The following is a 21,585-nucleotide window of genomic DNA, read 5'->3' on the forward strand; positions in this document are numbered from 1 at the left end:
CTCCCATTGATGCCCGCATTGGATTGGACCTACCTGGCCGCGAGCGGTTTCCAGGCCGTGTATTGATCAAGCTCGGCGCGCACCGAGGTCGGCGGCGCGATGATCCACATCACTTCGGCTCGGCCACTGCCGATGTTCTCTGAGCGATGCGGTGTCGAAGTCGTGTATTCGATGCTGTCGCCCTCCTCGAGGACGTGACGGGCGTCGCCGAGCGAGACCTCGACGACCCCGCGCAGCACGACGAGCATCTCCTGCGCGTCGCCGTGGGTGTAACGATCGGGCCCGGTCGAGCCGCCAATGTCGAATTCCCCGACATAGACCTCCATATCGCTCAGCGGCGGGCGCGACAGCAGCATCTTGCGGCAGCCGTCGCTGGGCGGCAGGCTCGGCCGCTCGCTTCGTCTCAGAACGCCATGGTTTTGCGCCGTGCTTTCCTCGAACAGCATGGCGACGCTGACGCCGAGCGCCGAGGCCATCTGGTTGAGCGAGGCGGTGCTGGCCCCTGTCAGGCCGCGTTCGAGCTGGCTGATGAAACTGGCGCTCGTCCCGGTTGCTTCCGCAAGCTCCCGCAGGGACAGCCTGCGGGCGAGGCGAAGGCTCTTGAGGCGCATGCCCAGCACTTGGTGGGCGTGCGTCGCGGCCGGTGTCTCGCCCGTTTTCGCCGAAGTCTTGTCCGGCCCCTTGCTCATGCCGTCTCCTCACCGCACTTAACACTATGTACAGTACCACTGTACAACTGACAAGCCATCCGTGGGCGCCAGCACGGCGCCACTAGCTGGGCCAGCCTGCAAGTCGGAGAGGTCGCATGAGTAAGCCGCGCAGCCGATTGACAAGGGGACGCGTAGGGAGAAGCCTTATCCTTCGCCCGAAAGGTCCCGGCGTGCCTTTTCGAGTTCCTCGGCATAGCGCCGCATCAGGTGGCCCTCGGTGAGCAGACCGAGCACGATGTGGTCGGTGAAATCCTCGACGACGGCCAGTTCCTCGGCCCCGGCGCGCTGGAACGTCTCGGCGGCGGTCTGCACGTTCATGCTGGGCACCAGGACGGCATCCTTGTACTGCGCGAGATCGCGCACCGGCACCTCGCCGCCGGCGGGATCGCTATGCAGTTCGGCTACGATCAGCACGCCGACATACTGGTCGCCCGGGTCGACGGCGATGACGCGCTGCGCCGAACCCAGCGGGATCTGCTTGCGGAAGTCCGCCAGCGTCGTCGCGGCATCGATGGTCTTGATGTCCTTGCGCATCATCGAGCCGACGGTCAGGCTGCGCATCCAACCGACATCGTGGGCGCTGCGGATCGTCTCGCCGCGCAGATGGAAGCGCCATGTCGAGAATGAATAGCCGAAGGTTTCGCGCACCAGGATCGCCGCCATGATCGAGGCGGCCAGCACGACCCCGGTAAGCGTCAGGTCGCGGGTCGATTCCAGCGCCAGGAAGGTCATCGTCAGCGGGCCGCCGACGACACCGACGGCAAGCGAGGTCATGCCGACGACGGCGGCAACCGAAGGGTCGATACCGGTCGCCGGGGAAACCAACGCCATCACCCCGGCGAATGCCTTGCCGAGCAGCGCGCCGAGGAACAGCGAGGCGAAGAACAGGCCGCCGCGAAAGCCGGAGCCCAGCGAGATGGCCGACGCCGCCAATTTCAGCACGAAGACGCTGGCCACCACGGTCAGCCCATAGTTCATGGCGAATTCGCGGTGCAGCGCGCCATGGCCGCTGGACAGCACCTGCGGCGTGATCAGCCCCAGCAGGCCGACGATGACACCGCCGACGACGGGGCGCAGCGAGGCATCGACCGACAGCCTGTTGAAACCGCGCTCGATCAGCGTCACCAGTTGCATGATGGCGATCGAGGCCGCGCCGCCCAGCAGCCCGAGCAGCAGGAACGGCACATATTGGCTGGCGGTCAGTTGCGGCAGCCCAGAAAGCTCCAACGGAAACGGCACGCCGCCGAACATTTCCGCGGTCAGCGAGGCGGAGATCGCGGCCGTCATGACAGGTGCGACATTGGCGACCGAGTAGATGCCGATGACCAGTTCGAAACCGTAGAAGGCGCCGGTCAGCGGCGCGTCGAACGCGGCGGCGATGGCCCCGGCCGCACCGCAGCCGACAAGGACGCGGACATCGTTGCGGCGCAGCCTGAAGATGCGCGCCAGCCGCGACGCCAGGCCGGAGCCGACCTGCGTGTAGCCGGCTTCCAGGCCGACCGAAGCGCCGAAGCCGCTGGAGATCATCGTCTGGCCGGCGATGATGAAGGTGTCGGTCAGCGACATGCGACCGCCATAGAGCGCGTTGGCCTCGATCGGATCGACCGGGGTGCGGAATTTGCGCAGCCGCAGCCATATCACCGTCAACCCAAGCAGGGCGCCGCCGATCGCCGGGATCAGAGCCTGCATGGGATTGGCGAGCGAGAACATGCCGGAAAGCCGGCCGCCGGGCTGAACGCCGAACAACAGCCCGTGTAGATCCTGCACGATCTGGCTCATCGCCGTGACCAGTATGCCCGCCATGACGCCGACGACGCCCGCCAGCATGACCACGGCGATGCCGCGCGCCTCGAGCAGCGGAATTGATCGCAGAAGCACCGCGCGCAGCCGGCGGGCATAGACTTGTGGCTGGTTTCTGGAAAGCACTCGGGCGGCTCGCCGATATCAAAGGGCAGACCTGCCTGATACGCCGGGTGGCACGGCATGACAACCACAATGGCGACATCAAAGGCGCCATTATGGCCGTGAAACCGGCTGACGAGGTCTTCCCGCTATAATCGGGAGGCAATCGGTTCTGTCGTCAGTCCGGTATGGTCAGCGCCCCGCAATCATCGTCGGCGATGAATGTCGCCAGCAATTCGGCGGGCTCGGTGGTGCTGGCATTCTCGGCGAAGAGATGGACGGTGCCAGGCGGCTCGAACCATGTCTGCCCCGCGCTGTAGGTACCGGCGGGACTCCCTTGTAGCTGTGAGCGCAACGTGCCCTTCAGGACGAAGGCGCTTACCGAGCCCGGATGCCGGTGGCGAGGCGTGAAACCGTTTGGCGGAAACGCCACGATCGCGGTGGTGATCGACTTGCCCGGCACGTTGGGCAGTCTCTCGCAGGAGATCGGCGTCACGACCGTCTTCGGCCGTGCCCGGGCGGTGTCGTCCGCATCGGCGTTTGCCATATGTATGTGCGTTTCCATGCCGTCAGGCACGACGCCTGTGAAACCCGGGCCGGCCCACTTTGCCGCAAGCGCGAACAGGACCGCTACGGCGCTGATGGCGATAAGAGATTGGCCGGTGCGCAAGCGACCTTGATTGCCGATCATATCGATGTCTCCGAATTCAGGCAGGCAAACGGAAGTCCGGGCGCCAGCCGAGTTCATCGACCGCTTTCTGCGTCGAGACCGCCGGGTTGGGTTCCGCCACGTTGAAGGCGCCCGGCGCACCCTTGTCGAGCGCGAGCAGCGCGGCATAGGCGGCGGCATCGACATGCACCGGCGATGCGCCGGCGGCCGTATCGGTTCCTGTTCCCGGCCCATAGAGCTGGCCATATCGCAGCACGACGCCGGCGAATGGCGCGTTGAGAACGGCTTTTTCCAGGGCAATGACGCCACCGACGCTGATGCCGCGATTGCCGCTCGCGCCGCCATCCAACGGGTCGGCTTCGTCATGCGGTTCCGGGCCTGGTGCATAGGCCCAGGCGATGCTTTGCGCCACCATGCGCCGGACACCGGACGCGACGGCGGCCGCGACCAGATTGCGCGTGCCTTCGTCGCGGATGCGGGCATTGCGCACGACCGCCTCGCCCATCCGGCTCGGATCCAGCCCTGGCGGCAGGTCGGTCAGTTGATGGACGACGATATCAGGCTTGGCGGCGAGCATCGCGCGCGAGAGCGCCTCGGCATCGAAGACGTCCACGACGACCGGCCCGACTCCGAGGGCGCGCAATATCGCGGCCTTGTCCGCGTTGCGCGTCGTGCCCGTCACCTGATGGCCGGCGGCCAGAAGTTGCGGGATCAGTCGCTGGCCGATGGCGCCGGAGGCGCCGGCAAGAAAGATCCGATGACCCATCGTCAGGGACTCCTTAATGTCCTAATATCAGTGCACGAACAACATATAAGAGCTCTTACATTATGCGCAAGCCGAATCCGCACGCATCGATACCCGCCCCCGGCGAAGGCAAACGCGGCGAGGAAGGCTATCTCGGCTATCTCCTGCGCCAGGCCGCCGGCGCGCATCGGCTCAGGATGGACAGGGCACTGGGCGATCTCGGCGTGACGCAGCCGCAATTTGCCACGCTGACCATGCTTGCGGCCTATCCTGGCCTCTCCAATGCCGATCTGGCCCGGATGGCGCTGCTCACCCCGCAAACGCTCAGCGTCATCGTCGCCAATCTCGAACGGGCCGGCTCGCTGGTGCGCAAGCCGCATGCCGTGCATGGCCGCATCCAGCACATCGATCTCAGCGACAGCGGTCGCGCACTGCTGCACGCCTGCCGTCTGCGCGTGCAGGCGATCGAGAGCGAGCTGACGCAGGGGCTGTCGGAAGCGGAAGAACGCGCCGTCAGGCGCTGGCTGGTCGGCGTCGCCACAGCCGCCACAGCCAAGTCCTGATTGCCCCCGGTTGCTGTCCAGCCGAGAGCGGTCGATCAGGTCGGCATGGGCTCACCGGCTTCATACAGCACGAGATTGCGCTCGCCGATACCAAGCGCCGGCCAGCTCGCGCGCCACTCGGCGATGTGCGGCGAGCGGAAATGCGCATCGAGCGCCGCCCTGTCGCGCCACACCTCGGTGACCCGGATCAGCCCCGCATCGAGCACGTCGCGCGCATAGGAATATTCCAGGCAGCCATCCTCGGCGCGGCTGCCCGAGATCATGCGCTCCATCACCGGCCTTGCTTCCTCCAGCTTTCCGGCAGGCAAACGGATCGTGCCGATGATCAGAAGCATGGGTCTTCCTTCTTGCGGGATCGTCGATCTAGCCACTCTCCCACCCTCGCGCAAGCTTGGCCAACTACCCTCGCCGGGCTGTCCCATGCGCGGCAGCCTATGGTTCGAGGACTTACATGGCGATCAGCGAAAGCATCCAGCCCGGCGCGGTGGCCAAGAATGGCCGCGACATCTTCTTCGCGCTCGGCATCGTCATCATCCTGGCCGTGCTGTTCCTGCCGATCCCGGCCTTCCTCATCGACATCGGCCTCGCCTTCTCGATCGCGCTTTCGGTGCTGATCCTGATGGTGGCGCTGTGGATCCAGCGGCCGCTCGATTTCTCCTCGTTCCCGACCGTGCTGCTCATCGCCACGATGCTGCGGCTATCCCTCAACATCGCCACCACGCGCATGATCCTGTCGCATGGCAATGAGGGCACGCACGCCGCAGGCTATGTCATCGCCGGTTTCTCCAAGCTGGTGATGGCCAGCGACTTCGTCATCGGCCTCATCGTCTTCATGATCCTGATCGTGGTGAACTTCATCGTCATCACCAAGGGCGCAACGCGTATCGCCGAAGTCGGCGCCCGCTTCACCCTCGACGCCATCCCCGGCAAGCAGATGTCGATCGACGCCGACCTTTCCGCCGGCATGATCGACGACAAGACCGCGCAGTTGCGCCGCCGCGAACTGGAAGAAGAAAGCTCCTTCTTCGGCTCGATGGACGGCGCCTCGAAATTCGTGCGCGGCGACGCCATCGCCGGCCTCATCATCACCGCCATCAACATCGTCGGCGGCATCGCCATTGGCTACATCAGGCACGGCATGGGCATGGGCCAGGCCGCCGACGTGTTCATCAAGCTGTCGGTCGGCGACGGTCTGGTCACCCAGATCCCGGCGCTGATCGTTTCGCTCGCCGCCGGCCTGCTGGTTTCCAAGGGCGGCACCCGCGGCTCGACCAACCAGGCCGTGTTCGGCCAGCTCGGCGCCCATCCGCGTGCGCTTTACGTGGCGGCGGCGCTGCTGGTGCTGCTCGGCCTGATGCCCGGCCTGCCGCTGTTCCCCTTCTTCGCGCTGGCCGGCGGCATGGCCGGCCTCGGCTACATCATCCCGATGCGCGCCAACCGCGTCCTCGCCGAGGCCGAGGCGCTGAAGACGCAGGAAAAGGCGACCAAGGCCGAGGAAGAGAAGAACTCGGTCAAGGCCTCGCTCGCCACCGCCGAGATCGAACTGCTGATCGGCAAGCAGCTGTCGACCCGGCTTCTGGTCTCGCATCAGGAGCTGGTCTTCCGCATGGCCAAGATGCGCAAGAAATTCGCCCAGCAATACGGCTTCGTCGTGCCGGAAGTGCGTGTCGCCGACGATTTCGCCATCCCGCCGAAGAGCTATCAGATCAAGGTGCACGGCACGGTGGTCGCCGAATATTCGATGCGCGTCGGCGAGATCATGGTTCTGCTCGGCAGCCGCGACGTACCCGAAATCCCCGGCGAAGAGATCCGCGAACCGGCCTTCGGCATGCGCGCCTATTCCGTCATGGAAACCTTCGCCGAGGATTTGAAGCGCGAGAACTACACTTTTGCCGACAACATGTCCGTGCTGCTCACCCATCTCTCGGAAGTCATCCGTAACAACCTGCCGCAGCTTCTGTCCTACAAGGACATGAAGGCGCTGCTCGAACGCCAGGACCAGGAATACCGCAAGCTCGCCGACGAAATCTGCACCACGCACATCTCCTATCCCGGCCTGCAGGCGGTGCTGAAGCTGTTGCTAGCCGAGCGCGTCTCGATCCGCAATCTGCATCTGATCATCGAGGCCATCGCCGAGATCGCGCCGCATGTGCGCCGCACCGAGCAGATCGTCGAGCACGTCCGCATCCGCATGGCCCAGCAGATCTGCGGCGATCTTTCGGAAGGCGGCGTGCTCAAGGTGCTGCGCCTCGGCAACCGCTGGGATCTCGCCTTCCATCAAAGCCTCAAGCGCGACGCCAAGGGCGAGGTGCGCGAGTTCGACATCGACCCGCGCCAGCTCGAGGAATTCGGCCAGGACGCCACCAAGGCGATCAAGAAATTCCTCGAGGCCGGCGAGCGCTTCGTTCTCGTCACCGCGCCGGACGCCCGCCCCTATGTGCGCATGATCATCGAGCGGCTGTTCACCACGCTGCCGGTGCTCTCGCATGTCGAAATCGCCAAGGGCGTCGAGATCAGGGTGCTCGGGACCATATCGTGAGCGTTCTTTCGCAGAGCGTCGTCATCGCGGCGTTCCTCGCCTTCTGCCGCATCGGCGCCTGCTTCATGCTGATGCCGGGCCTGTCCAGCGCCCGCGTGCCGGTGCAGGTCAGGCTGTTCGTGGCGGTCGCCGCCACCGGCGGCCTGCTCGCGTTCCTGTGGGACCGCATCATTCCCTTCGTCGATCCGCGCCCGCAGATCCTGGTGCCGATGATCATATCGGAACTGCTGGTCGGTGGGCTGATCGGCGCCATGACCAGGCTCTACATGGAGGCATTGCGCTTCATGGGCTCGGCCATCGCCATGCTGATCGGCTATGGCGGCTCGGGCGGGCCGGCGATCGAGGAACCGGAACCGCAGGCGGCGCTCGCCGCCATCATCTCGTTCTCGGCGCTGTTGATGCTGTTCGTCTTCGACTTCGACCACGAAATCGTCCGCGCTTTGGTGGCGTCCTACACGGTCGCGCCGGTCAACGTCTTCTTCAACCCGCAGGCCGCCCTGGTCGACATCACCGACACCGTGTCGGACACCTTCTTCCTGGTCATCCGCCTCGGCAGCCCGTTCGTCGCCTATGCCATTCTGGTCAATCTGACGATCGGCTTCGTCAACAAGCTGACGCCGCAGATCCCGATCTATTTCATCTCCCAGCCCTTCGTCATCGCCGGCGGCATGATCATCCTCTATTTCGCCATCGGCACCATGCTGTCGCTGTTCGTCGACGGCTTCGTCGACCTGACTTTGGCGAGGTGAGATGAGCACGCGCAAGGACCGCCTGAAGAAACTGGTCAAGGTGCAGGAACAGCTGAAGGCGCTCCACGAGACCCGTCACGCCACTTTCCTGGCCGCGGCTAACGCGGCGGAAGCCGAGGCCAGGGAATTGATCGGCCATTTTGACCAGGACAATTCGCTCTCCGGCCTGTTCCCCGATCTCTATCACCGCCGCATCGCCCAGGCGGTGGTACGCCAGGAGACGAGCCTGGAAAGCGCCAGGCAGGAGGCCGGCCTCATCGCCACGGCAAATGCCCGCACCAACATGGTCGAGCGCGCCTACAAGGACGTGCGCAACCGCGACGAGCGCGAACGCTCCGACCGCGAACGGCTGGACCTGATCGCGCAGAAGCGGAGCGAGGAATAGCTGCGGGAATTTGGTCACCGCCCGTTGCGGACGCACGCCCTGAACGACGCGAACGGCCGCTTTGTGCCGCATCTCGGTCACTTGGTCGGCTATTGCCGGCCTTCAAAAGCAGATATCGCCGCTGAACGCAGGGCCGATCGCATGAGATCGGCCACGGCGGTCTATTTTGCAACGAGCGCTGTCTCACCGGTAGTGAAGCGACGGCCCCATGCCGAGCCCGTAGGAGACCAGATCCTTCAGTCTGAAGCCTGCCCCGCTCACAGGCTTCCACAAAGGATCGAGCGACAGGTAGGACATGCCGTCGCCGAACAGCAATCCCAGGAACACCTCAGCCACAATATGGCCGCCCACCGGTCCAAGCTGCGGCGTGGAACGTGTGCCGCCTCCTGTAGTCGGGATAGCCATGTTGGTCTTGTTTGTTGCCGCTTCGGCAAGGACATAGGTCCAAAGTGGGCAGTTGTCGGCGAAGGCCTTGCCGTCGCCACCCTTGGCTGTGACGGCATCGATGATCGGGCCTACGACATCACCATCCTCGGGAGCATCCACAGCCTTGCCGATTATGATGTCCGCATCGGCCAGGGGCTCGATGGCCATGGCACGTGCGACGCTCTGGCCGGACGGCAGGCCGAGAAGCCAGCCCCTCAAGAGATTGCGCTCGCCGAGGGAGGCCGGCGGGTCGCCCGCCACGGCTTTCGGCAGATCGTGCAGGAAACCAACGAGGGATGTATCGATCCTGTAGGCAAATTGCAGCCGACGCACATTGGCAGGATCTCCAGTCTCGGGATCCGATCCACCTGCGCGCTTGTCAATGTCGATAAATCGACCCCAGTCCAGAGCGCGACCCGGCTTCATCGTCTGGAAGCCGGTAAGCGCCTCCTCATGCGGCTTGCCGGCGCGTGGGAAGATCGGCAGCAGCTTGTCGTCGTTCAGCCGATAACCGGGCCTTACCATCGAATGGCCAAGTCTGTAGGCGGCGACCGAAAACTCTACTGGCATGAACGGCAAGTTGCGCCAGTGAAAGTACCGCAATCGCTTTTGATCGAAGCGGCCGTCCGTCTTAAGTGCGTCTAGGATCGGTTGCGAAACGATCCTGGAGAGGAAGTCATTCACGACAACATACTGGTAGTGGAAGCGGACGAGCTGCTGGACCGCTTCAAAACCCAGGCCCGGATTGTCATCGACCATCCGGTTGTGCACGTTGAGCATCAGCCCTTGCAGCTGCGACACCAGACTGTTTTCATCGTTGCGGGGGTCGCCGATGATCGCTCGTCCGGCGAAGCGCGGCAGATCGTGGCCGGGCTGGCCACCGGCCCCTGTCATTGCATCGCCGTGGCGGAAGCGGCCTTCCTTCGTATACATGTAAGGCTGGTCGGCTGGACCCCGGCCATAGACATTATCCAGATTAAAGCTCGGCGTGCGGAAATCCACGAGCCCATCGGGATCCAGCGATTTACGCAAGGTGCTGACGGGATCGAATGTGATGTCGTGATCAACGAACTGGCCAAAATAGGTATAGAGGGCAGGAATCCCGCTTTCCTCGGCATCGAGCCCATCTTTCGGCTCGTCAATGTCAGCAGACATGGCGGCGCCGAGCGCCTTGAGGTTGCGTCGGTTGTCCTGGTCGTTTGCCCCGAACGTTGCGGGTGCCAGATTTCGGAACATGCGACCGAAGCGGCCTTCGAACAACGGCGATCGTGTCGCATCAATGCCACGGGGCGGGGTGCCATGCGCTGCCATTTTTGATCTCCTGTGTTGTCGAATTTCTTGATCCGAGGATGGACTTGTGTCGAAGAAGCCAATTCGCCCTTCCGAGTGGGCCGCGAGGCACAGACCGGCCCCATCCGGTATGGCCCCGCGGCGCCGCTCCCGGGAGGAAACCCAGAATGGCCTTGTGTCGACGAAGCCGCTTCGCCCTTCCCAGTGGGCCGCGAGGCACAGACCGGCCCCATCCGGTCATGGCCCCGCGGCGCCGCTCCCGGGAGGAAAATGAATTGGCGCCGATCTTCCATCGTCTCGATGGGTCCGGTTCGGGTCGTTCAGCTCCGGGGCAGTCGAGATGACGTCTCGGAAACAACCATTATCCCAGCTAGCGTGAAATCAGCGTGAGATGACGGCCATCTTTAGCTCCGTGTCTTTGCCGAGCTTGGGTCGCCTCGCACGCAACGTTTTGTTGACCCGATCAAGATCGTAGGGCGAAAGTGGCAGACAATAGGGAAAGGGTTTCTTCAACAGCGAGGATTGTGGATTGACCGCCGCAAACGCGTTTGAACTGGCAGCGCGATTTTGTTCACGGCCGCAAGATCTAGCGCCTGAACAGGCTGCAATGGCACGCGGGTTGCTCGGTGCGCTCGGCTACCTTGACTCTGGTGATACAGATCCCGGCTTGATAGCGACAAATAACCGCCAAGGACTACTCTCAGCTGCGGCAAACTTTGGCAATCTGTTCCGCTTGCACGCCCGCTACGCACCGGGGCTGCACTTCTTTGGTGCGCAGGTACACCGCAGTTGGGGAGATTCGGCCTCACCCGCTTCTGCCAGCTTCAGTGGTGTCGGCCTCACCCCGGGGCGCGCATTCGAGGCCTGCATCGGCGAGGGCATCGAATATCATAGCGAATGGCAAGTGCCGCACGGGACGATGAACCGCACGATGGTAGATGGTGTAGGCCATTGGCAGGACGTTCGGCTGGCTGAACACCTCGATGATTTCCGGGTGCAGTCCGGTTTCGGTGAAAGTGACCGATGGGTGCCCGTGCGCCGGCTGGACGACGGTCGGCAGGGCTATTTGCCCGAGACACTTTTCATTCGCAGCGCCAACCGGAGCGCCTGGGTGACCAGTTGCGGATGCGCCGCAGGGATAACCCACGAGGCTGCCCTGACCTCGGCGCTGCTGGAAGCAATCGAGCGAGATGCGGCTGCCGCCTGGTGGCGCAGCAGGCGCGGCGGCCGGTTGATCGGACTGGAAGCGCTTGCCGGCGCGGGCGTGCTCGATCTGCTTGCGCGGATAAGGCAGGAGAAGCTCGGCAGATGCACCCAGTTTCTCGACATATCGGGTGAGTTTCCCGCGCCTGTAATCGCGGCGCTATCCTTCGACGCGGATGGTCGCGGTCTGGTAGTCGGGCTGGCTTGCAGGCTGGACGCGGGCAACGCCCTGAGGGCGGCGCTGCTGGAAATGTGCCAGATGGAATTGGCTCTCGATGTGGCGGCAATGAAACGCGCAGAACAGGGAGTTGAGAGGCTCGACGAGGTCGACAGCCGGCAGGAGGAGCGCCCCGAGACCCCTGGCGCAATCGACACGGACCTCATCTCACACCTGTCCAGTAGCCTGCTGATGCACAAAAATGCCGAAAAGGGCTTGAATTTCGTATCCTTGGTTGGCGAAATGCTTAAAAAGCAATACCGCATATACGCAGCAGATCTGACCACGCCGATGTTTGACATTCCCGTCGCCAAAGTCTTCGTCCCAGGGCTGCAACCTCTTCCGTCGCCGTTCCAGTCGCGTCGGCTTCGTTCCCTCATTGACCAGGCCGGCCCGAGCGGCCGCGCCGATCTTATGTAGACGGAGGCAGTTGCGGGACAACGATGATCGGGCACAACTCCCCAACGAGGACTGCGCCGCTGATCCGTGTCACGACGCTTGACAAGGTAGCGCTGAGCCAATCTGGGCGAGACATCGCCGTGAGAAACCGCAAATCGCGTGCCGTCCTTGCCTATCTTGCACTCAGCCCTCATGGTTTTGAAACCCGCGAGCGCATCTGCGGTTTGCTCTGGAGTGAATCGGACGAGGCACGAGCGAGGGCCTCGCTCAGGCAAACCGTAGTCGATCTCAAGACCTGCCTGGCTGAAGTCGAAGGGGTCTTCGTCGGAGACCGGCTCAACGTGACGCTGAAGCAGTCGCTCGTCACAGTGGATGTGAGTGAGATCAGGCACGATCTGAAAGCTGGAAGGATTCCGCCCGTCCTTCTGGAGAGGCAGCGTGTCGCCGAAAGCTTTCTCAATGGCCTGGACGACATCGACCCCTCGTTTCGGAATTGGGTCCTCGTCCAGCGGCAATGCCTTCAGGATGAATTTATCTCGTGTCTGGAAGCGATGGCCAAGGCTGCGGCAGACTGGCCAGCGCTAAAGCGAGCCGGACAAGCCCTGCTCAATCTCGATCCGACCAACGAGATCGGGTGCCGCGCAGTCATGGAAGCGTCGGCTCGGATGGGCGACCAAGCAACGGCCTTGAGGGCCTATAAGGGGCTTTGGGACCTGCTTGAAACAGAGTTCGACAGCGAACCTTCAGCCGCCACGCAGGCACTGGTCAGTGACATCAAGCTTGGTACGATCGGGGCCACGGACAGGGGGGCGGTGTCCGCAATCGCCGCCGAGGCGTTCGGGTCCCAGGCGCAACGGCTGCAAGAGCCCGCCGCCGGCGTGCTGCTGTTCGTGCGGGAGTTCGAATTGGTGAGCGGTTCCGTCCGCGCGCGCAACGCCGTGCAAATCTTCCGCAGTGAACTGGTCGCGTCCCTGGTGCGATTCCGCGACTGGGCGGTAATGGAATGGGAAGGGCATCCCCCCCGCTTCACCGAGAATGCCTATTGCATCGAGGCGACCGGATTTATCGACGGGCCGACATTGCGTCTCAGCATGACGCTTAAGCAGCTTGCATCGGGGCGCTACATCTGGAGTGAGCAGTTTGTCATCGAAAACAGCCAGTGGTACCAGACCCAGCAGAGGCTCATCCGCCGCATCGCCGTCGCGCTGGGCGTCAGCATGTCGTCCGAACGGCTGGTTCAGATCGCCAGCATCCCGGACCTGTCGCTGGAGCAGTTCGACCGCTGGCTGAGGGCGCAGGAGCTGATCTTTCAATGGCGCCCGGAGTCAGAGGAGAGGGCCGAGGCTCTGTTCAGATCAATCATCGCAGAGTCACCACGGTTCGCTGCCGCCTACGCCGGGTTGGCCGGCATCATCAATTCACGGCATTTGATCTTCCCCGGCATCGGCCGGCGACGCGAACGCCACGCCGAAGCGCTGACGTTTGCCAAGCAGGCGACCCAGATCGATCCGATCGATTCCCGAAGCCAACTGCATCTGGCGTGGTCCTACGCCATGAACGGCGTCCCGCAGCAGGCAGGCATCAGCTTCCTTCTGGCCTGCGAACTCAATGGCAACGACCCCTGGACCTTGGTCTCCGCGTCTCTCGGGCTTGCCTATTGCGATGATCGCGAGAACGCGCGGCGTATTGCCACTCTGGCGCTGCAGACCGGACTCGGCGTTTCACGCCTGCAATGGAGCTATCAGGCGGGCGTGCGGTTCCTGCTTGGCGACTATGCCGGTTGCGTCGAAGCGGCCGAGCGCGCCGCCGATAGTGTGTCGTACATCGGCGGCTGGAAGGCTGCTGCGCTCGCCTTGCTCGGCAACGAGAAAGCGGCGCATGAAGAGGCCGACCGATTTTTAGCGCAGCTGAAGACGACGTGGTTTGGAAATGAGTCACCGGAGCCGGGCAACGTCGGCACATGGCTCATGGACAGCTTTCCGATCTACAGTCCAGATGCCCTCGAGGCACTGCGCCAAGGGCTGGCCGGGGCCGGCATTGTCGTCAGCCATATGCCTTTGCCAGAGCCCGTTCTATCGGCAGCCCCGAATGGTGTAGTCCGCAATGCGTGAGTAGAAGAAACTGTCGCGGTTGAACGGCACCTTTTCGAGAATGGCATCGAAATAGAATTCCGGAATGCCATAGTCGGCCATGCCACCTTGTTCGGCCTGGAGCTTCTTTTGCGATTGCGTCACTTGATTGTTGGGCGGTAACCGCAGGAAGAAGACGTGGTCGTATCCCTGAACGATCTGGATTTCCTTGTAGCGGTCCGGCACGACGACGAGTCCATCGAGTTGCGCCTTGAACTCGGCCAAGTCGCGCGGACGCGTGCTGGGATCCTGTGCCCATTGCACCACCTTGCGGCCGGTCGCCTCGAAGTTAAGGGTTTGGATCGGTTCGGGAAAGGCGTCCAGATTGTCGACGGGGTCAGCCATGGTTAAGCTCCAGGAGTTGTAGGCGGGGTGATAAACCGGGGCCAGGCGTCGCCCAGATTGAGCGCGCTGGCGACGAAAAGGATCAGGTCGGCCATTGTTCGCGGGATGCCGGTGGGAAACAGTCTGGCGACGAGGTCTTGCGTAATTGGGTCATCTTCGATCATGGCGCGCGAGGCCGCGAACCTTGCCATGAAGACATCCCCTACAATCACCGACCCGATGGTACCGAAACACAGCCCGTCCTGTTCGATCGCGGCCTCCAACAACAGCCAGAACAGCAACGGCGGATTTTCTGCCAGCTCAGTCGCCTCGGCCGCGGTGAAGGCAACGGTCGAACCTTGAAGCCAGGATCGAATAGCCTGGTCACGCTTCCCGGCATCACCGAGTAACGGCGCGGTCGCGAGAGCGGCCTGAGGCAATTGTTCGATCAAGGCATCGAGCCTGAGCAGGCCACCAATGGTTCCTCGGACCAAATCGCTGAACAGAAGTCCCGACGCATTCGGATCGGGTAGTGCAGCCCTGTCTGCCTCGCTCAACAGACCCGCCGTGGCGGGGTCAAGTGGCTTTGAATCGGGGCCGACGCACAGGATCGGCATGCTGTAGGCACTCAGCAGCACTTCGTTGACCGTTGGTCCGATACGCCGACTGAACTGCGGCGTCGAGCCGGCGATCTGGAAGAAATGCGACCAATCGGCGATCCAGTGTTCGGAGACCGGGAATCTATGCGGGCGTGATGAGGAGCGGTTGAGCAACACGTTTTCCAGCCCTTCGCCTTCCGGATGCTGGTCATTGAAGACATAGGAAAGCCTGACCATGGAATGGCCCAAGCGGTATGCCGCGTGGGAAAACTCAATCGGGACACCTTGCGGCATGTCGACCAGTGGTCTGAACCCGTTCGCGTTGTAGAGGTCCCATATCGGCTTGGCGATAAGGCGCGGCAGCAAATCATTTTGCAGCACATTCCGGTAGATCGCCGTCGTGACGCGGCGTGTCCGGTCGAAAAGATACGCACCTGCCGGCAGTTCGACGTCTTTTTTGGGTATTCCGCTGCTGCTCAGCGCACCGGCCACGGCATTGTGCAGATGCAGGAAAAGCGCCGTCATTTGCGCAATGTTGGCGTTGTCGTCGCTACGCTGGTCTGCGACCAAGACATCCGTCCGACCACTTTCGAATCCATCGCTCAGATCGGCTTGCTGAAAGCGTGGCAAGTCGCGTATGGCAAAGGGACAGGCGCCTGCGGGCATCGCCATGGCGTTCGGTGACGGCGGTGCCATTGGCCCGGTACGCATGAGCGACCTGACAACTTCACCCGGCTTGGCCACTACATACAAACCAGGGTCCGAGAACGGTCCGCCGCCGTAAAGCACGTCGAGCAGGAGCGCCTCCTCGCGTTCGTTGCGGCGCTCTGCCTCGTGGGCCGCCAACAAGGGACTGAGCGAGGAATTGCGGATAATGTCGTGTGCGGCGAACTGGGCAAGATAGGTGTATCCTGCCGGAATCCGCTCGTTGGTTTTATTGCCACCTCCGGCGGATGCCGCACTCATCCTGCGCAGCAGCTTGGCAAACAGGCACTGAGTGGCCCAAGGCGTCTCCAGGCCATGATAGAGCTTGGCTTCGTCCGCGCCGGCAACATTGCCAAAGTTGCGAAACTGCACCTGACGCGGATCGACAATGCCGGCGATGCCTTGAACACCGCCCGACACGGCCAGCCCGGCGGTAGTCGTGCCGCGATGAGCGTTCATTCCGGTTCTCCCCGTCCCTTGGACCGTATTCCATACGTGTCGTGAAACCAGCGTGAAATGCTACTAATTTCGAGGCGCGCCAGGAAAGTTGACGGCTCAAAATCTGCCGGTCAGCAATGTGCCGCATGGTCGCCGTCCGCCGATCCCCGCCAAGCCTGGAAGCTGCCGTACTGTATCTTTGAGTGGCGACATAACAAAGTGCTTCGTGCCCGCTGGTGACCTTGGCCTCAAATCCAAGCTTCGCTAGAGTTCACAACATGCTGAACGCCATTCACCACGTCGCGCTCATCTGCACCGACTACGACCGGTCGCGATGGTTCTACGTCGAACTCCTCGGCCTCGATCTGATCCGGGAGGTCTATCGGGAGGAGCGACAGTCATGGAAGGCCGATCTGCGGATCGGGTCCGTCCAGCTGGAATTGTTCTCCTTCCCCGCCCCAGCGCAGAGGCCGTCCTATCCAGAGGCGACAGGCCTGAGGCATCTGGCATTTGCCGTGGCCAATCTTGATCCCGTGATCATGCGCCTGGAAGCCGCCGGCGTCGCCGTTGAGCCAATCCGCATCGACCCATATACAGATCAACGGTTTACCTTCTTCAGCGACCCAGATGGATTGCCGCTGGAACTCTACGAAGTCCCATAGGAACGGTACGCTTTCGCGACCATGCTGGTTGCGGCTGAATGGCTGGTTCCGGACGCAAGCGGGGCCGTCATTTCCAGCTGGCGGACGCGGCCTGCCCGCGCCGTTGCATTGGCGCCGCCTCGGGTCGAAAATGCCCTCATGGAAGCAGTCCGATTTCCCAAACTCATGACACCAAGGCTCATGCTTCGGGCGCCCAGCGAACGGGATATCCCGGCATGGTTTGCGCGCGCGACGGATGTCGAATCCGCCTCCCTTGCCGGTGATCACATTCCCAGCGACATAGGAGCGGGCGAGCGATGGTTGGCCCGCTCGCGTCAGCGGTTCGCCGACGGTAGGGCGATCCAGTGGTCCATAGACCAGGCGGGAGTATCGGACGCGATCGGGACGATAACCCTGTCCTTCGGCACAACCGACGCCAAGGCAGCCGCATTGGGATTTGTGCTGGCGCGCGCGCATTGGGGGCACGGAATGGGCAGCGAGGCGGCGCGCGAAGTCCTGCGCTACGCCTTTGAAACCCTGGCGCTTGAACAGGTGACGGCCGAGGCAGCGGCGCGCAATTTCGCGTCGCTGCGGATATTGGCGAAGCTCGGCTTCAAGCACATCGAGAGCTTCATCGATGTGTCCGACGGCGAGCGCTGCGAGCGCTTCGCGCTCGACGCAGACATTGGATCGTCACTGTTGACGAGCAATGCGACGCCAGGCTGCTAGGTCCGTGCTTGCCCAAGTCAATTGCAGGTATCCGCGGCCTTAAGCGCTTCGGCGCGGGAAGGTTCGCGCAAATCCGCGATCCGGCGAACAGCAGCGTAGAACCTTGGATAATCGCCGGAACACAAATCGAACAGATGAAGGAACGCTGGAACCTGTTCACCGTAGACGGCAGTCGCGGCGAGCTTTGCATTGTTGATCGGGGCATCGAACCAGGCATCGTATCCCCGGTATCCGGCCCAGCTTTTGTCGCGCATCTGCCGATAGCGCATCCGCAGCCTGTCGATCGTGGCGGCCTTGGCAATCGCCATCTGCTCACGGGCGCGGGGACTTCCATAGACCTGCCGCAACTCATCGCGCGTTTTCGCTATCAGTCCGAGAAAATCCGCCCGGCGGTTGCGATCGGCTTCGTAGCGGCGCAATCCGGCGCGATTGCCGGTAGCTCGGAGCCATCTCCTCACACCGCTGGTTTCGACGGCGACCGCGAAAGCCTCGTTGAACGCGGAGTCGTTGTTCACATAGATCTTCTGATGCGCCAGCTCATGAAAGATAAGGCTGGCGATGTAAGTGTCGTCCTGACGCAGCATGGTGCTGAGCAGCGGGTCGCTGAACCAGCCCAGCGTGGAGTAGGCGGTGACGCCTGACACATAAACGTCCAGTCCTTGCCTCTGCAGTTCGGCGACGCTTTCAGCCGCTGATTTCCGGGAAAAGTAACCCCGGTACGGAACGCAACCGAAGACCGGAAAGCACCAGGTTATCGGCGTAAGCGAGAATTGCGGCGCGGCAAAAACGGCAAGGGTCACATCGGCCCGACCGATGTCGACATAGCTGCGATAGCTGCTGTTGTCGGGCAGCGCCAGTTCTTCCGTGGCAAAGCGGCGTATGGCGCTGGCCGACGTCAATTTTGCGCGCAATGCCTCGGGCGTCGAGGGATCGCGGATAAGCCTTCCGACATTTTTCCGCGCGGCCATGATCTGCACGTGGCCCTCCACAGACTGCGCGTAGTAGGAAATGCTGGTGCACCCGGCCAGGCCGGACGCCACAATCACGGCGGCAAGCATTCGAAGAACGCGCTTCACTGTTTGCCCACCGCTTGCCCGTCTCCCATGCAGCGAATGTCTCGCCCCCCGTTCTCAAACAGGCACGCCAATTCCCGTCAAGACCTGTAGAGGCAGCGGAGCGACTTTCGACGTTGGCAGGGCACTCCGGCCATCCGCCTACCGCCGCAGGCAAGGTCGGCGAGAACCCGAAGCAGCCGCTCAATCCCCACAGTCCGCCCTCCTCCCCCTCGCGCAAGCCTGCCACAAGCTTGTTGAGGCATGGTCTGGCTAAGGAAACCCGGTAAAAGGCGGACTTTCTTGGCGATTTCTCCACCCAGCGACATCGTTATGGATGTCGCCCGAGCTGCCGATCCGATGGATATCGAGGCTGCCCGCGCCGCGCTGACCAAGCGCGCGGGCGCCGCTGCCGGTGCCTTTTCGGTCGACACCCCCGGTTCGCTAGATACCGCGGCGTCTGTCGATGCCGGCTCGATCCTGTCGCGCGCCACGGCCGACAAGGCGGCGGCGACAGCCGATCCGGCCAAAAAATTCAAGAAGTTCGAGGCGATGGTCTTGCAGACCTTCATCCAGAACATGCTGCCCAAGGACACAGAGGGCGTCTATGGCACGGGTCTGGCCGGCGACATGTGGAAGTCGCAGCTCGCCGAGCGCGTCGCCGACGTCATGGCCGAGCGCGGCGGCATCGGCATCGCCAAGTCGCTGCTTGCCGACCACTATATGGACGGCAAGCGCAAGGTGCCGATCGGCCCGGTGTCAAACGGACCGGAAAAGACCGAGATCGATCAGCAGACCCGTCTGTCCACCTCGCTCGTCCAGGAATTGCAGCGCAAGGCCGCCAGATCGATGACCGGCGACGAGACAACCATAAAAACAGACATCAAGATCTAGAATGGGAAACACCATGGCCGATTCTTCCGAATTCACTGCCAACCTGCCGGCCCGCACGACCGCGTCGGAGGCTCCGATCCCGTTCGCGCGGCCCGGAAACCTTGCCGCCATCATCGGCCGCATCGAGGAGGTGGTCGAGGAAGAGACTGCCGGCATCCGCAGCGATACCGGCTATGATCTCAAGGCGTCGAACGCCCGCAAGAGCCGCTATCTCTATGAGCTGACCCGCGCCATGAAGGGCGGCAGCGAAGCCGAGTTCCTCGAACAGCACCGCGAGGGCCTGACCCGGCTGCGCCAGAAACTGGCGAAGAACGAGGCGGCGATCCTGGCGCATCTGAGCGCCGTCAACGAGGTCGCCAGCCTGCTGCGCAGCGCCATCCAGCGCGCCGAAACCGACGGCACCTACTCCGCCGGCGAGTTCGGCCGGATGAAAGGCTAGAGCATGATCCCGAAAAATGGATGCCGGGTTTTGGAAAAGATCATGCTCAAACAAAGAGATAGAGCCCCATCCCGATTGAATTGGGATGGAACAGGCTCGAGAGCGCGATGATGTCGGGCTCTGAATGATCAAGATCATCGCCATCGCGGTCTGGGTCTGCGCCGCCACGCTCGGCGCCGTCTTCTATTCGTTCCAGGCAGCCGGTGAACGCGGCGTCGGCGAGAAACCCAAGCCGATGCTGGGCGGGCTGGATTACGTCAAGACCGACGTCATTTCGGTGCCGCTGATCCGCGATTCCAAGATCGGCGGCTATTTCCTGGCCAAGCTCGTCTACACCGTCGAACCGGAGCAGATAAAGAAACTGTCGATTCCGGCCGAAGCGCTCATCACCGACCAGGTCTACAGCTACCTCTACGCCAATCCCCAGATCGACTTCACCAAGAAGGCGACGATCGATCTCGATTCCTTTCGCGCCGCCATCCGCGACACCGTCAACACCCGCGTCGGCACGAACCTGGTGCATGAGGTTCTGATCGATCAGGTCAATTTCCTGAGCAAGGACGAGATCCGCGACAACTGGCTACGCCGTCGGCAGGATTCCGACACCGCGGCTGCCGGGACCGCGAAGCCTGCCGAAGCGGAAGCGCCGCCGGCCCACTGACCACTGGTGCCCGACAGGCTATTGATGCGGCGACAGGAACCAGTCCCCAGGATTTGCGTTGACGTAAACGTCAACCAGAAGCTATATGCGGCAGCGACCGTGATCGCCAGAGATGCCGCATGGGCTTCGGCCGGACCGAAATGCCCTGCGCGACAGGTACAACCAGACAGGGAGAACAGCGTGAGCGTTCAGGAGATTGCCGAGAAGATCAAGTCGCGCGTGGCCAGCAGCGGGTTTGATCGTTCCGTGAAGTTCGACACCGGCGGCGACGGCGTCATCGTCATCGACGGCGCAACCGTCTCGAACACCGATGCCCCCACCGACTGCACCATAAAGCTCTCGCTCGACGATCTCGAATCGCTGATCGCTGGCGACCTGAACCCGACCATGGCGTTCATGACCGGCAAGATCAAAGTCGAAGGCGACATGACGGTGGCCATGGCGCTCAGCCAGTTGATCGGCTGAGCACGCACGATTACCCGATGGGTCAATGAATCAAAACCCCGCCTTTTCAGGCGGCGTTTGTTTGAGGAATAGCGGGGTCGATGCCTCATGCGGCCAGTGTCGGCGCCTGGGCCTTCAGCTTGCGGCCGCAAGCCTTCAGCGTGCCGTGCACGCCGTCGAGCACGCCGTCCACCAGCTCCAGCGCCAGCAGGCGATGCCGCTCATAGGGGCCTGGCATCGCCAGCCGGCCCGTCTTGTCGGCCGAGAAGCCGAAGCGTCCGTAGTAGGGCGCATCGCCGACCAGCAGGATCGCCGCGTGGCCGAGACGCGCCGCCTCGGCCACGGCGTGGCGCATCAGCGCCGAGCCAATGCCGGCATTCTTGAGCGACGGATCGACGGCGAGCGGGCCAAGCAGCAATGCGGCCGGGCCGCCCTCACCCAGCCTGACGTCCCACAGCCGCACCGTGCCGGCGACGCCGCCTGAGGCATCGCGCGCGACGAAAGCCAGGCCTTCCGAAGGCCGGCGGCCCCGCCGCAGTTTCTCCGACGATTTTTTCCGCCGCATCGGCCCCATGGCACGATCGAGCAAAGCTTCGCGTGCCGCGACATCAGCGACGGTTTCGGCGACCATCGAGAAGGCCGGCGCATGAACTACGATTTCAACTGACATTTCCATTTCCGCAATCCCTGGCGAGCGGAGATCTGTTCCACAAGCGAGCCCGGGCGGACGAC

The 21,585-nt window shown here is 62.9% G+C and carries 22 protein-coding genes; 12 read left to right on the forward strand and 10 right to left on the reverse strand.

What is annotated here, in order from left to right; all coding sequences use genetic code 11:
* Positions 1 to 29: 29 nt before the first annotated feature.
* The 4 genes from D3242_RS16130 to D3242_RS16145 all read right to left on the reverse strand — a co-directional run bounded on the left by D3242_RS16130 (position 30) and on the right by D3242_RS16145 (position 4,048).
* Entirely contained in the window at positions 30 to 689 is a 660-nt protein-coding gene (locus tag D3242_RS16130; RefSeq protein ID WP_064980744.1) for a helix-turn-helix domain-containing protein, read from the reverse strand.
* A 165-nt stretch (positions 690 to 854) separates the two neighbouring features.
* Positions 855 to 2,636 (reverse strand): chloride channel protein, encoded by a 1,782-nt coding sequence (locus D3242_RS16135; RefSeq protein ID WP_019860990.1) that lies wholly within the window; start codon positions 2,634 to 2,636, stop codon positions 855 to 857.
* Positions 2,637 to 2,790: 154 nt separating this feature from the next.
* Positions 2,791 to 3,303: a cupin domain-containing protein gene (locus tag D3242_RS16140; protein WP_019860991.1), complete on the reverse strand. Its 513-nt coding sequence runs from the start codon at positions 3,301 to 3,303 to the stop codon at positions 2,791 to 2,793.
* A gap of 16 nt (positions 3,304 to 3,319) precedes the next feature.
* Positions 3,320 to 4,048: an NAD-dependent epimerase/dehydratase family protein gene (locus D3242_RS16145; RefSeq protein WP_019860992.1), complete on the reverse strand. Its 729-nt coding sequence runs from the start codon at positions 4,046 to 4,048 to the stop codon at positions 3,320 to 3,322.
* Positions 4,049 to 4,110: 62 nt separating this feature from the next.
* On the opposite strand from D3242_RS16145, the gene D3242_RS16150 reads away from it, so the two are divergent.
* The gene (locus tag D3242_RS16150; RefSeq protein WP_019860993.1) at positions 4,111 to 4,590 is read left to right on the forward strand and encodes a MarR family winged helix-turn-helix transcriptional regulator; all 480 of its coding nucleotides are present in this window, start codon (positions 4,111 to 4,113) and stop codon (positions 4,588 to 4,590) included.
* Positions 4,591 to 4,625: 35 nt separating this feature from the next.
* Here D3242_RS16150 and D3242_RS16155 read toward each other — a convergent pair whose 3' ends face one another.
* Complete coding sequence (locus D3242_RS16155) at positions 4,626 to 4,925, reverse strand: putative quinol monooxygenase (protein ID WP_019860995.1); 300 nt, start codon at positions 4,923 to 4,925, stop codon at positions 4,626 to 4,628.
* A gap of 116 nt (positions 4,926 to 5,041) precedes the next feature.
* Between D3242_RS16155 and flhA the strand changes: the two genes are divergently transcribed.
* From flhA to D3242_RS16170, 3 genes are read left to right on the forward strand one after another with little or no spacing between them, the layout of a single operon-like run.
* Positions 5,042 to 7,129 (forward strand): flagellar biosynthesis protein FlhA, encoded by a 2,088-nt coding sequence (flhA, locus tag D3242_RS16160; RefSeq protein WP_019860996.1) that lies wholly within the window; start codon positions 5,042 to 5,044, stop codon positions 7,127 to 7,129.
* Entirely contained in the window at positions 7,126 to 7,878 is a 753-nt protein-coding gene (gene fliR / locus D3242_RS16165) for a flagellar biosynthetic protein FliR (protein ID WP_064980745.1), read from the forward strand. The genes flhA and fliR overlap by 4 nt, the downstream gene beginning before the upstream one ends.
* A gap of 1 nt (position 7,879) precedes the next feature.
* Positions 7,880 to 8,263, forward strand: coding sequence for a hypothetical protein (locus D3242_RS16170; RefSeq protein ID WP_064980747.1), 384 nt, complete (start codon positions 7,880 to 7,882; stop codon positions 8,261 to 8,263).
* 183 nt (positions 8,264 to 8,446) lie between these two features.
* Here the strand turns inward: D3242_RS16170 and D3242_RS16175 are convergent, their stop codons facing one another.
* Complete coding sequence (locus D3242_RS16175; protein WP_064980749.1) at positions 8,447 to 10,000, reverse strand: peroxidase family protein; 1,554 nt, start codon at positions 9,998 to 10,000, stop codon at positions 8,447 to 8,449.
* A 508-nt stretch (positions 10,001 to 10,508) separates the two neighbouring features.
* Between D3242_RS16175 and D3242_RS16180 the strand changes: the two genes are divergently transcribed.
* Entirely contained in the window at positions 10,509 to 11,819 is a 1,311-nt protein-coding gene (locus tag D3242_RS16180) for a YcaO-like family protein (protein ID WP_223217860.1), read from the forward strand.
* 23 nt (positions 11,820 to 11,842) lie between these two features.
* Positions 11,843 to 13,909 carry an AfsR/SARP family transcriptional regulator gene (locus D3242_RS16185; protein ID WP_064980751.1) on the forward strand — a complete coding sequence of 689 codons (2,067 nt, stop codon included), beginning with the start codon at positions 11,843 to 11,845 and terminating at the stop codon, positions 13,907 to 13,909.
* Here the strand turns inward: D3242_RS16185 and D3242_RS16190 are convergent.
* The gene (locus D3242_RS16190; RefSeq protein ID WP_038649365.1) at positions 13,871 to 14,272 is read right to left on the reverse strand and encodes a hypothetical protein; all 402 of its coding nucleotides are present in this window, start codon (positions 14,270 to 14,272) and stop codon (positions 13,871 to 13,873) included. The two genes, D3242_RS16185 and D3242_RS16190, sit on opposite strands and share 39 nt — an antisense overlap.
* A 2-nt stretch (positions 14,273 to 14,274) precedes the next feature.
* Positions 14,275 to 16,014, reverse strand: coding sequence for a peroxidase family protein (locus D3242_RS16195; RefSeq protein ID WP_038649367.1), 1,740 nt, complete (start codon positions 16,012 to 16,014; stop codon positions 14,275 to 14,277).
* 257 nt (positions 16,015 to 16,271) lie between these two features.
* On the opposite strand from D3242_RS16195, the gene gloA2 reads away from it, so the two are divergent.
* Both gloA2 and D3242_RS16205 read left to right on the forward strand, forming a co-directional pair.
* Entirely contained in the window at positions 16,272 to 16,655 is a 384-nt protein-coding gene (gene gloA2, locus D3242_RS16200) for an SMU1112c/YaeR family gloxylase I-like metalloprotein (protein ID WP_081295874.1), read from the forward strand.
* A 180-nt stretch (positions 16,656 to 16,835) separates the two neighbouring features.
* Entirely contained in the window at positions 16,836 to 17,363 is a 528-nt protein-coding gene (locus D3242_RS16205; protein ID WP_064981664.1) for a GNAT family N-acetyltransferase, read from the forward strand.
* A 17-nt stretch (positions 17,364 to 17,380) separates the two neighbouring features.
* Here the strand turns inward: D3242_RS16205 and D3242_RS16210 are convergent, their stop codons facing one another.
* Positions 17,381 to 18,421 carry an aminopeptidase gene (locus D3242_RS16210; protein ID WP_051726865.1) on the reverse strand — a complete coding sequence of 347 codons (1,041 nt, stop codon included), beginning with the start codon at positions 18,419 to 18,421 and terminating at the stop codon, positions 17,381 to 17,383.
* Positions 18,422 to 18,679: 258 nt separating this feature from the next.
* On the opposite strand from D3242_RS16210, the gene D3242_RS16215 reads away from it, so the two are divergent.
* The 4 genes from D3242_RS16215 to D3242_RS16230 all read left to right on the forward strand — a co-directional run bounded on the left by D3242_RS16215 (position 18,680) and on the right by D3242_RS16230 (position 20,874).
* Positions 18,680 to 19,309 carry a rod-binding protein gene (locus D3242_RS16215; RefSeq protein ID WP_019861006.1) on the forward strand — a complete coding sequence of 210 codons (630 nt, stop codon included), beginning with the start codon at positions 18,680 to 18,682 and terminating at the stop codon, positions 19,307 to 19,309.
* A gap of 13 nt (positions 19,310 to 19,322) precedes the next feature.
* A complete protein-coding gene (locus D3242_RS16220) occupies positions 19,323 to 19,748 on the forward strand; it encodes a hypothetical protein (RefSeq protein WP_027047362.1) in 426 nt (141 codons plus the stop codon).
* Positions 19,749 to 19,872: 124 nt separating this feature from the next.
* On the forward strand, positions 19,873 to 20,409 hold the full coding sequence (locus tag D3242_RS16225) for a hypothetical protein (protein WP_019861009.1): 537 nt from the start codon (positions 19,873 to 19,875) through the stop codon (positions 20,407 to 20,409).
* Positions 20,410 to 20,589: 180 nt separating this feature from the next.
* Entirely contained in the window at positions 20,590 to 20,874 is a 285-nt protein-coding gene (locus tag D3242_RS16230) for an SCP2 sterol-binding domain-containing protein (RefSeq protein ID WP_064980753.1), read from the forward strand.
* Positions 20,875 to 20,959: 85 nt separating this feature from the next.
* On the opposite strand, the gene D3242_RS16235 is transcribed toward D3242_RS16230, so the two are convergent.
* Positions 20,960 to 21,529 carry a GNAT family N-acetyltransferase gene (locus D3242_RS16235; protein WP_064980755.1) on the reverse strand — a complete coding sequence of 190 codons (570 nt, stop codon included), beginning with the start codon at positions 21,527 to 21,529 and terminating at the stop codon, positions 20,960 to 20,962.
* Positions 21,530 to 21,585 lie beyond the last annotated feature (56 nt).

The organism is Mesorhizobium jarvisii (assembly GCF_003601985.1).
Taxonomy (GTDB): Bacteria; Pseudomonadota; Alphaproteobacteria; order Rhizobiales; family Rhizobiaceae; genus Mesorhizobium; species Mesorhizobium jarvisii.

Coding starts and splice junctions, on each gene's coding strand:
- D3242_RS16215 (WP_019861006.1), top strand. CDS start 18,680: ATGGTCTGGCTAAGGAAACCCGGTAAAAGGCGGACTTTCTTGGCGATT.
- D3242_RS16205 (WP_064981664.1), top strand. CDS start 16,836: ATGCTTCGGGCGCCCAGCGAACGGGATATCCCGGCATGGTTTGCGCGC.
- D3242_RS16150 (WP_019860993.1), top strand. CDS start 4,111: ATGCGCAAGCCGAATCCGCACGCATCGATACCCGCCCCCGGCGAAGGC.
- D3242_RS16175 (WP_064980749.1), bottom strand. CDS start 10,000: ATGGCAGCGCATGGCACCCCGCCCCGTGGCATTGATGCGACACGATCG.
- flhA (WP_019860996.1), top strand. CDS start 5,042: ATGGCGATCAGCGAAAGCATCCAGCCCGGCGCGGTGGCCAAGAATGGC.
- D3242_RS16155 (WP_019860995.1), bottom strand. CDS start 4,925: ATGCTTCTGATCATCGGCACGATCCGTTTGCCTGCCGGAAAGCTGGAG.
- D3242_RS16225 (WP_019861009.1), top strand. CDS start 19,873: ATGATCAAGATCATCGCCATCGCGGTCTGGGTCTGCGCCGCCACGCTC.
- gloA2 (WP_081295874.1), top strand. CDS start 16,272: ATGCTGAACGCCATTCACCACGTCGCGCTCATCTGCACCGACTACGAC.
- D3242_RS16130 (WP_064980744.1), bottom strand. CDS start 689: ATGAGCAAGGGGCCGGACAAGACTTCGGCGAAAACGGGCGAGACACCG.
- D3242_RS16235 (WP_064980755.1), bottom strand. CDS start 21,529: ATGGAAATGTCAGTTGAAATCGTAGTTCATGCGCCGGCCTTCTCGATG.
- D3242_RS16140 (WP_019860991.1), bottom strand. CDS start 3,303: ATGATCGGCAATCAAGGTCGCTTGCGCACCGGCCAATCTCTTATCGCC.
- D3242_RS16195 (WP_038649367.1), bottom strand. CDS start 16,014: ATGAACGCTCATCGCGGCACGACTACCGCCGGGCTGGCCGTGTCGGGC.
- D3242_RS16185 (WP_064980751.1), top strand. CDS start 11,843: ATGATCGGGCACAACTCCCCAACGAGGACTGCGCCGCTGATCCGTGTC.
- D3242_RS16170 (WP_064980747.1), top strand. CDS start 7,880: ATGAGCACGCGCAAGGACCGCCTGAAGAAACTGGTCAAGGTGCAGGAA.
- D3242_RS16190 (WP_038649365.1), bottom strand. CDS start 14,272: ATGGCTGACCCCGTCGACAATCTGGACGCCTTTCCCGAACCGATCCAA.
- D3242_RS16220 (WP_027047362.1), top strand. CDS start 19,323: ATGGCCGATTCTTCCGAATTCACTGCCAACCTGCCGGCCCGCACGACC.
- D3242_RS16210 (WP_051726865.1), bottom strand. CDS start 18,421: ATGCTTGCCGCCGTGATTGTGGCGTCCGGCCTGGCCGGGTGCACCAGC.
- D3242_RS16145 (WP_019860992.1), bottom strand. CDS start 4,048: ATGGGTCATCGGATCTTTCTTGCCGGCGCCTCCGGCGCCATCGGCCAG.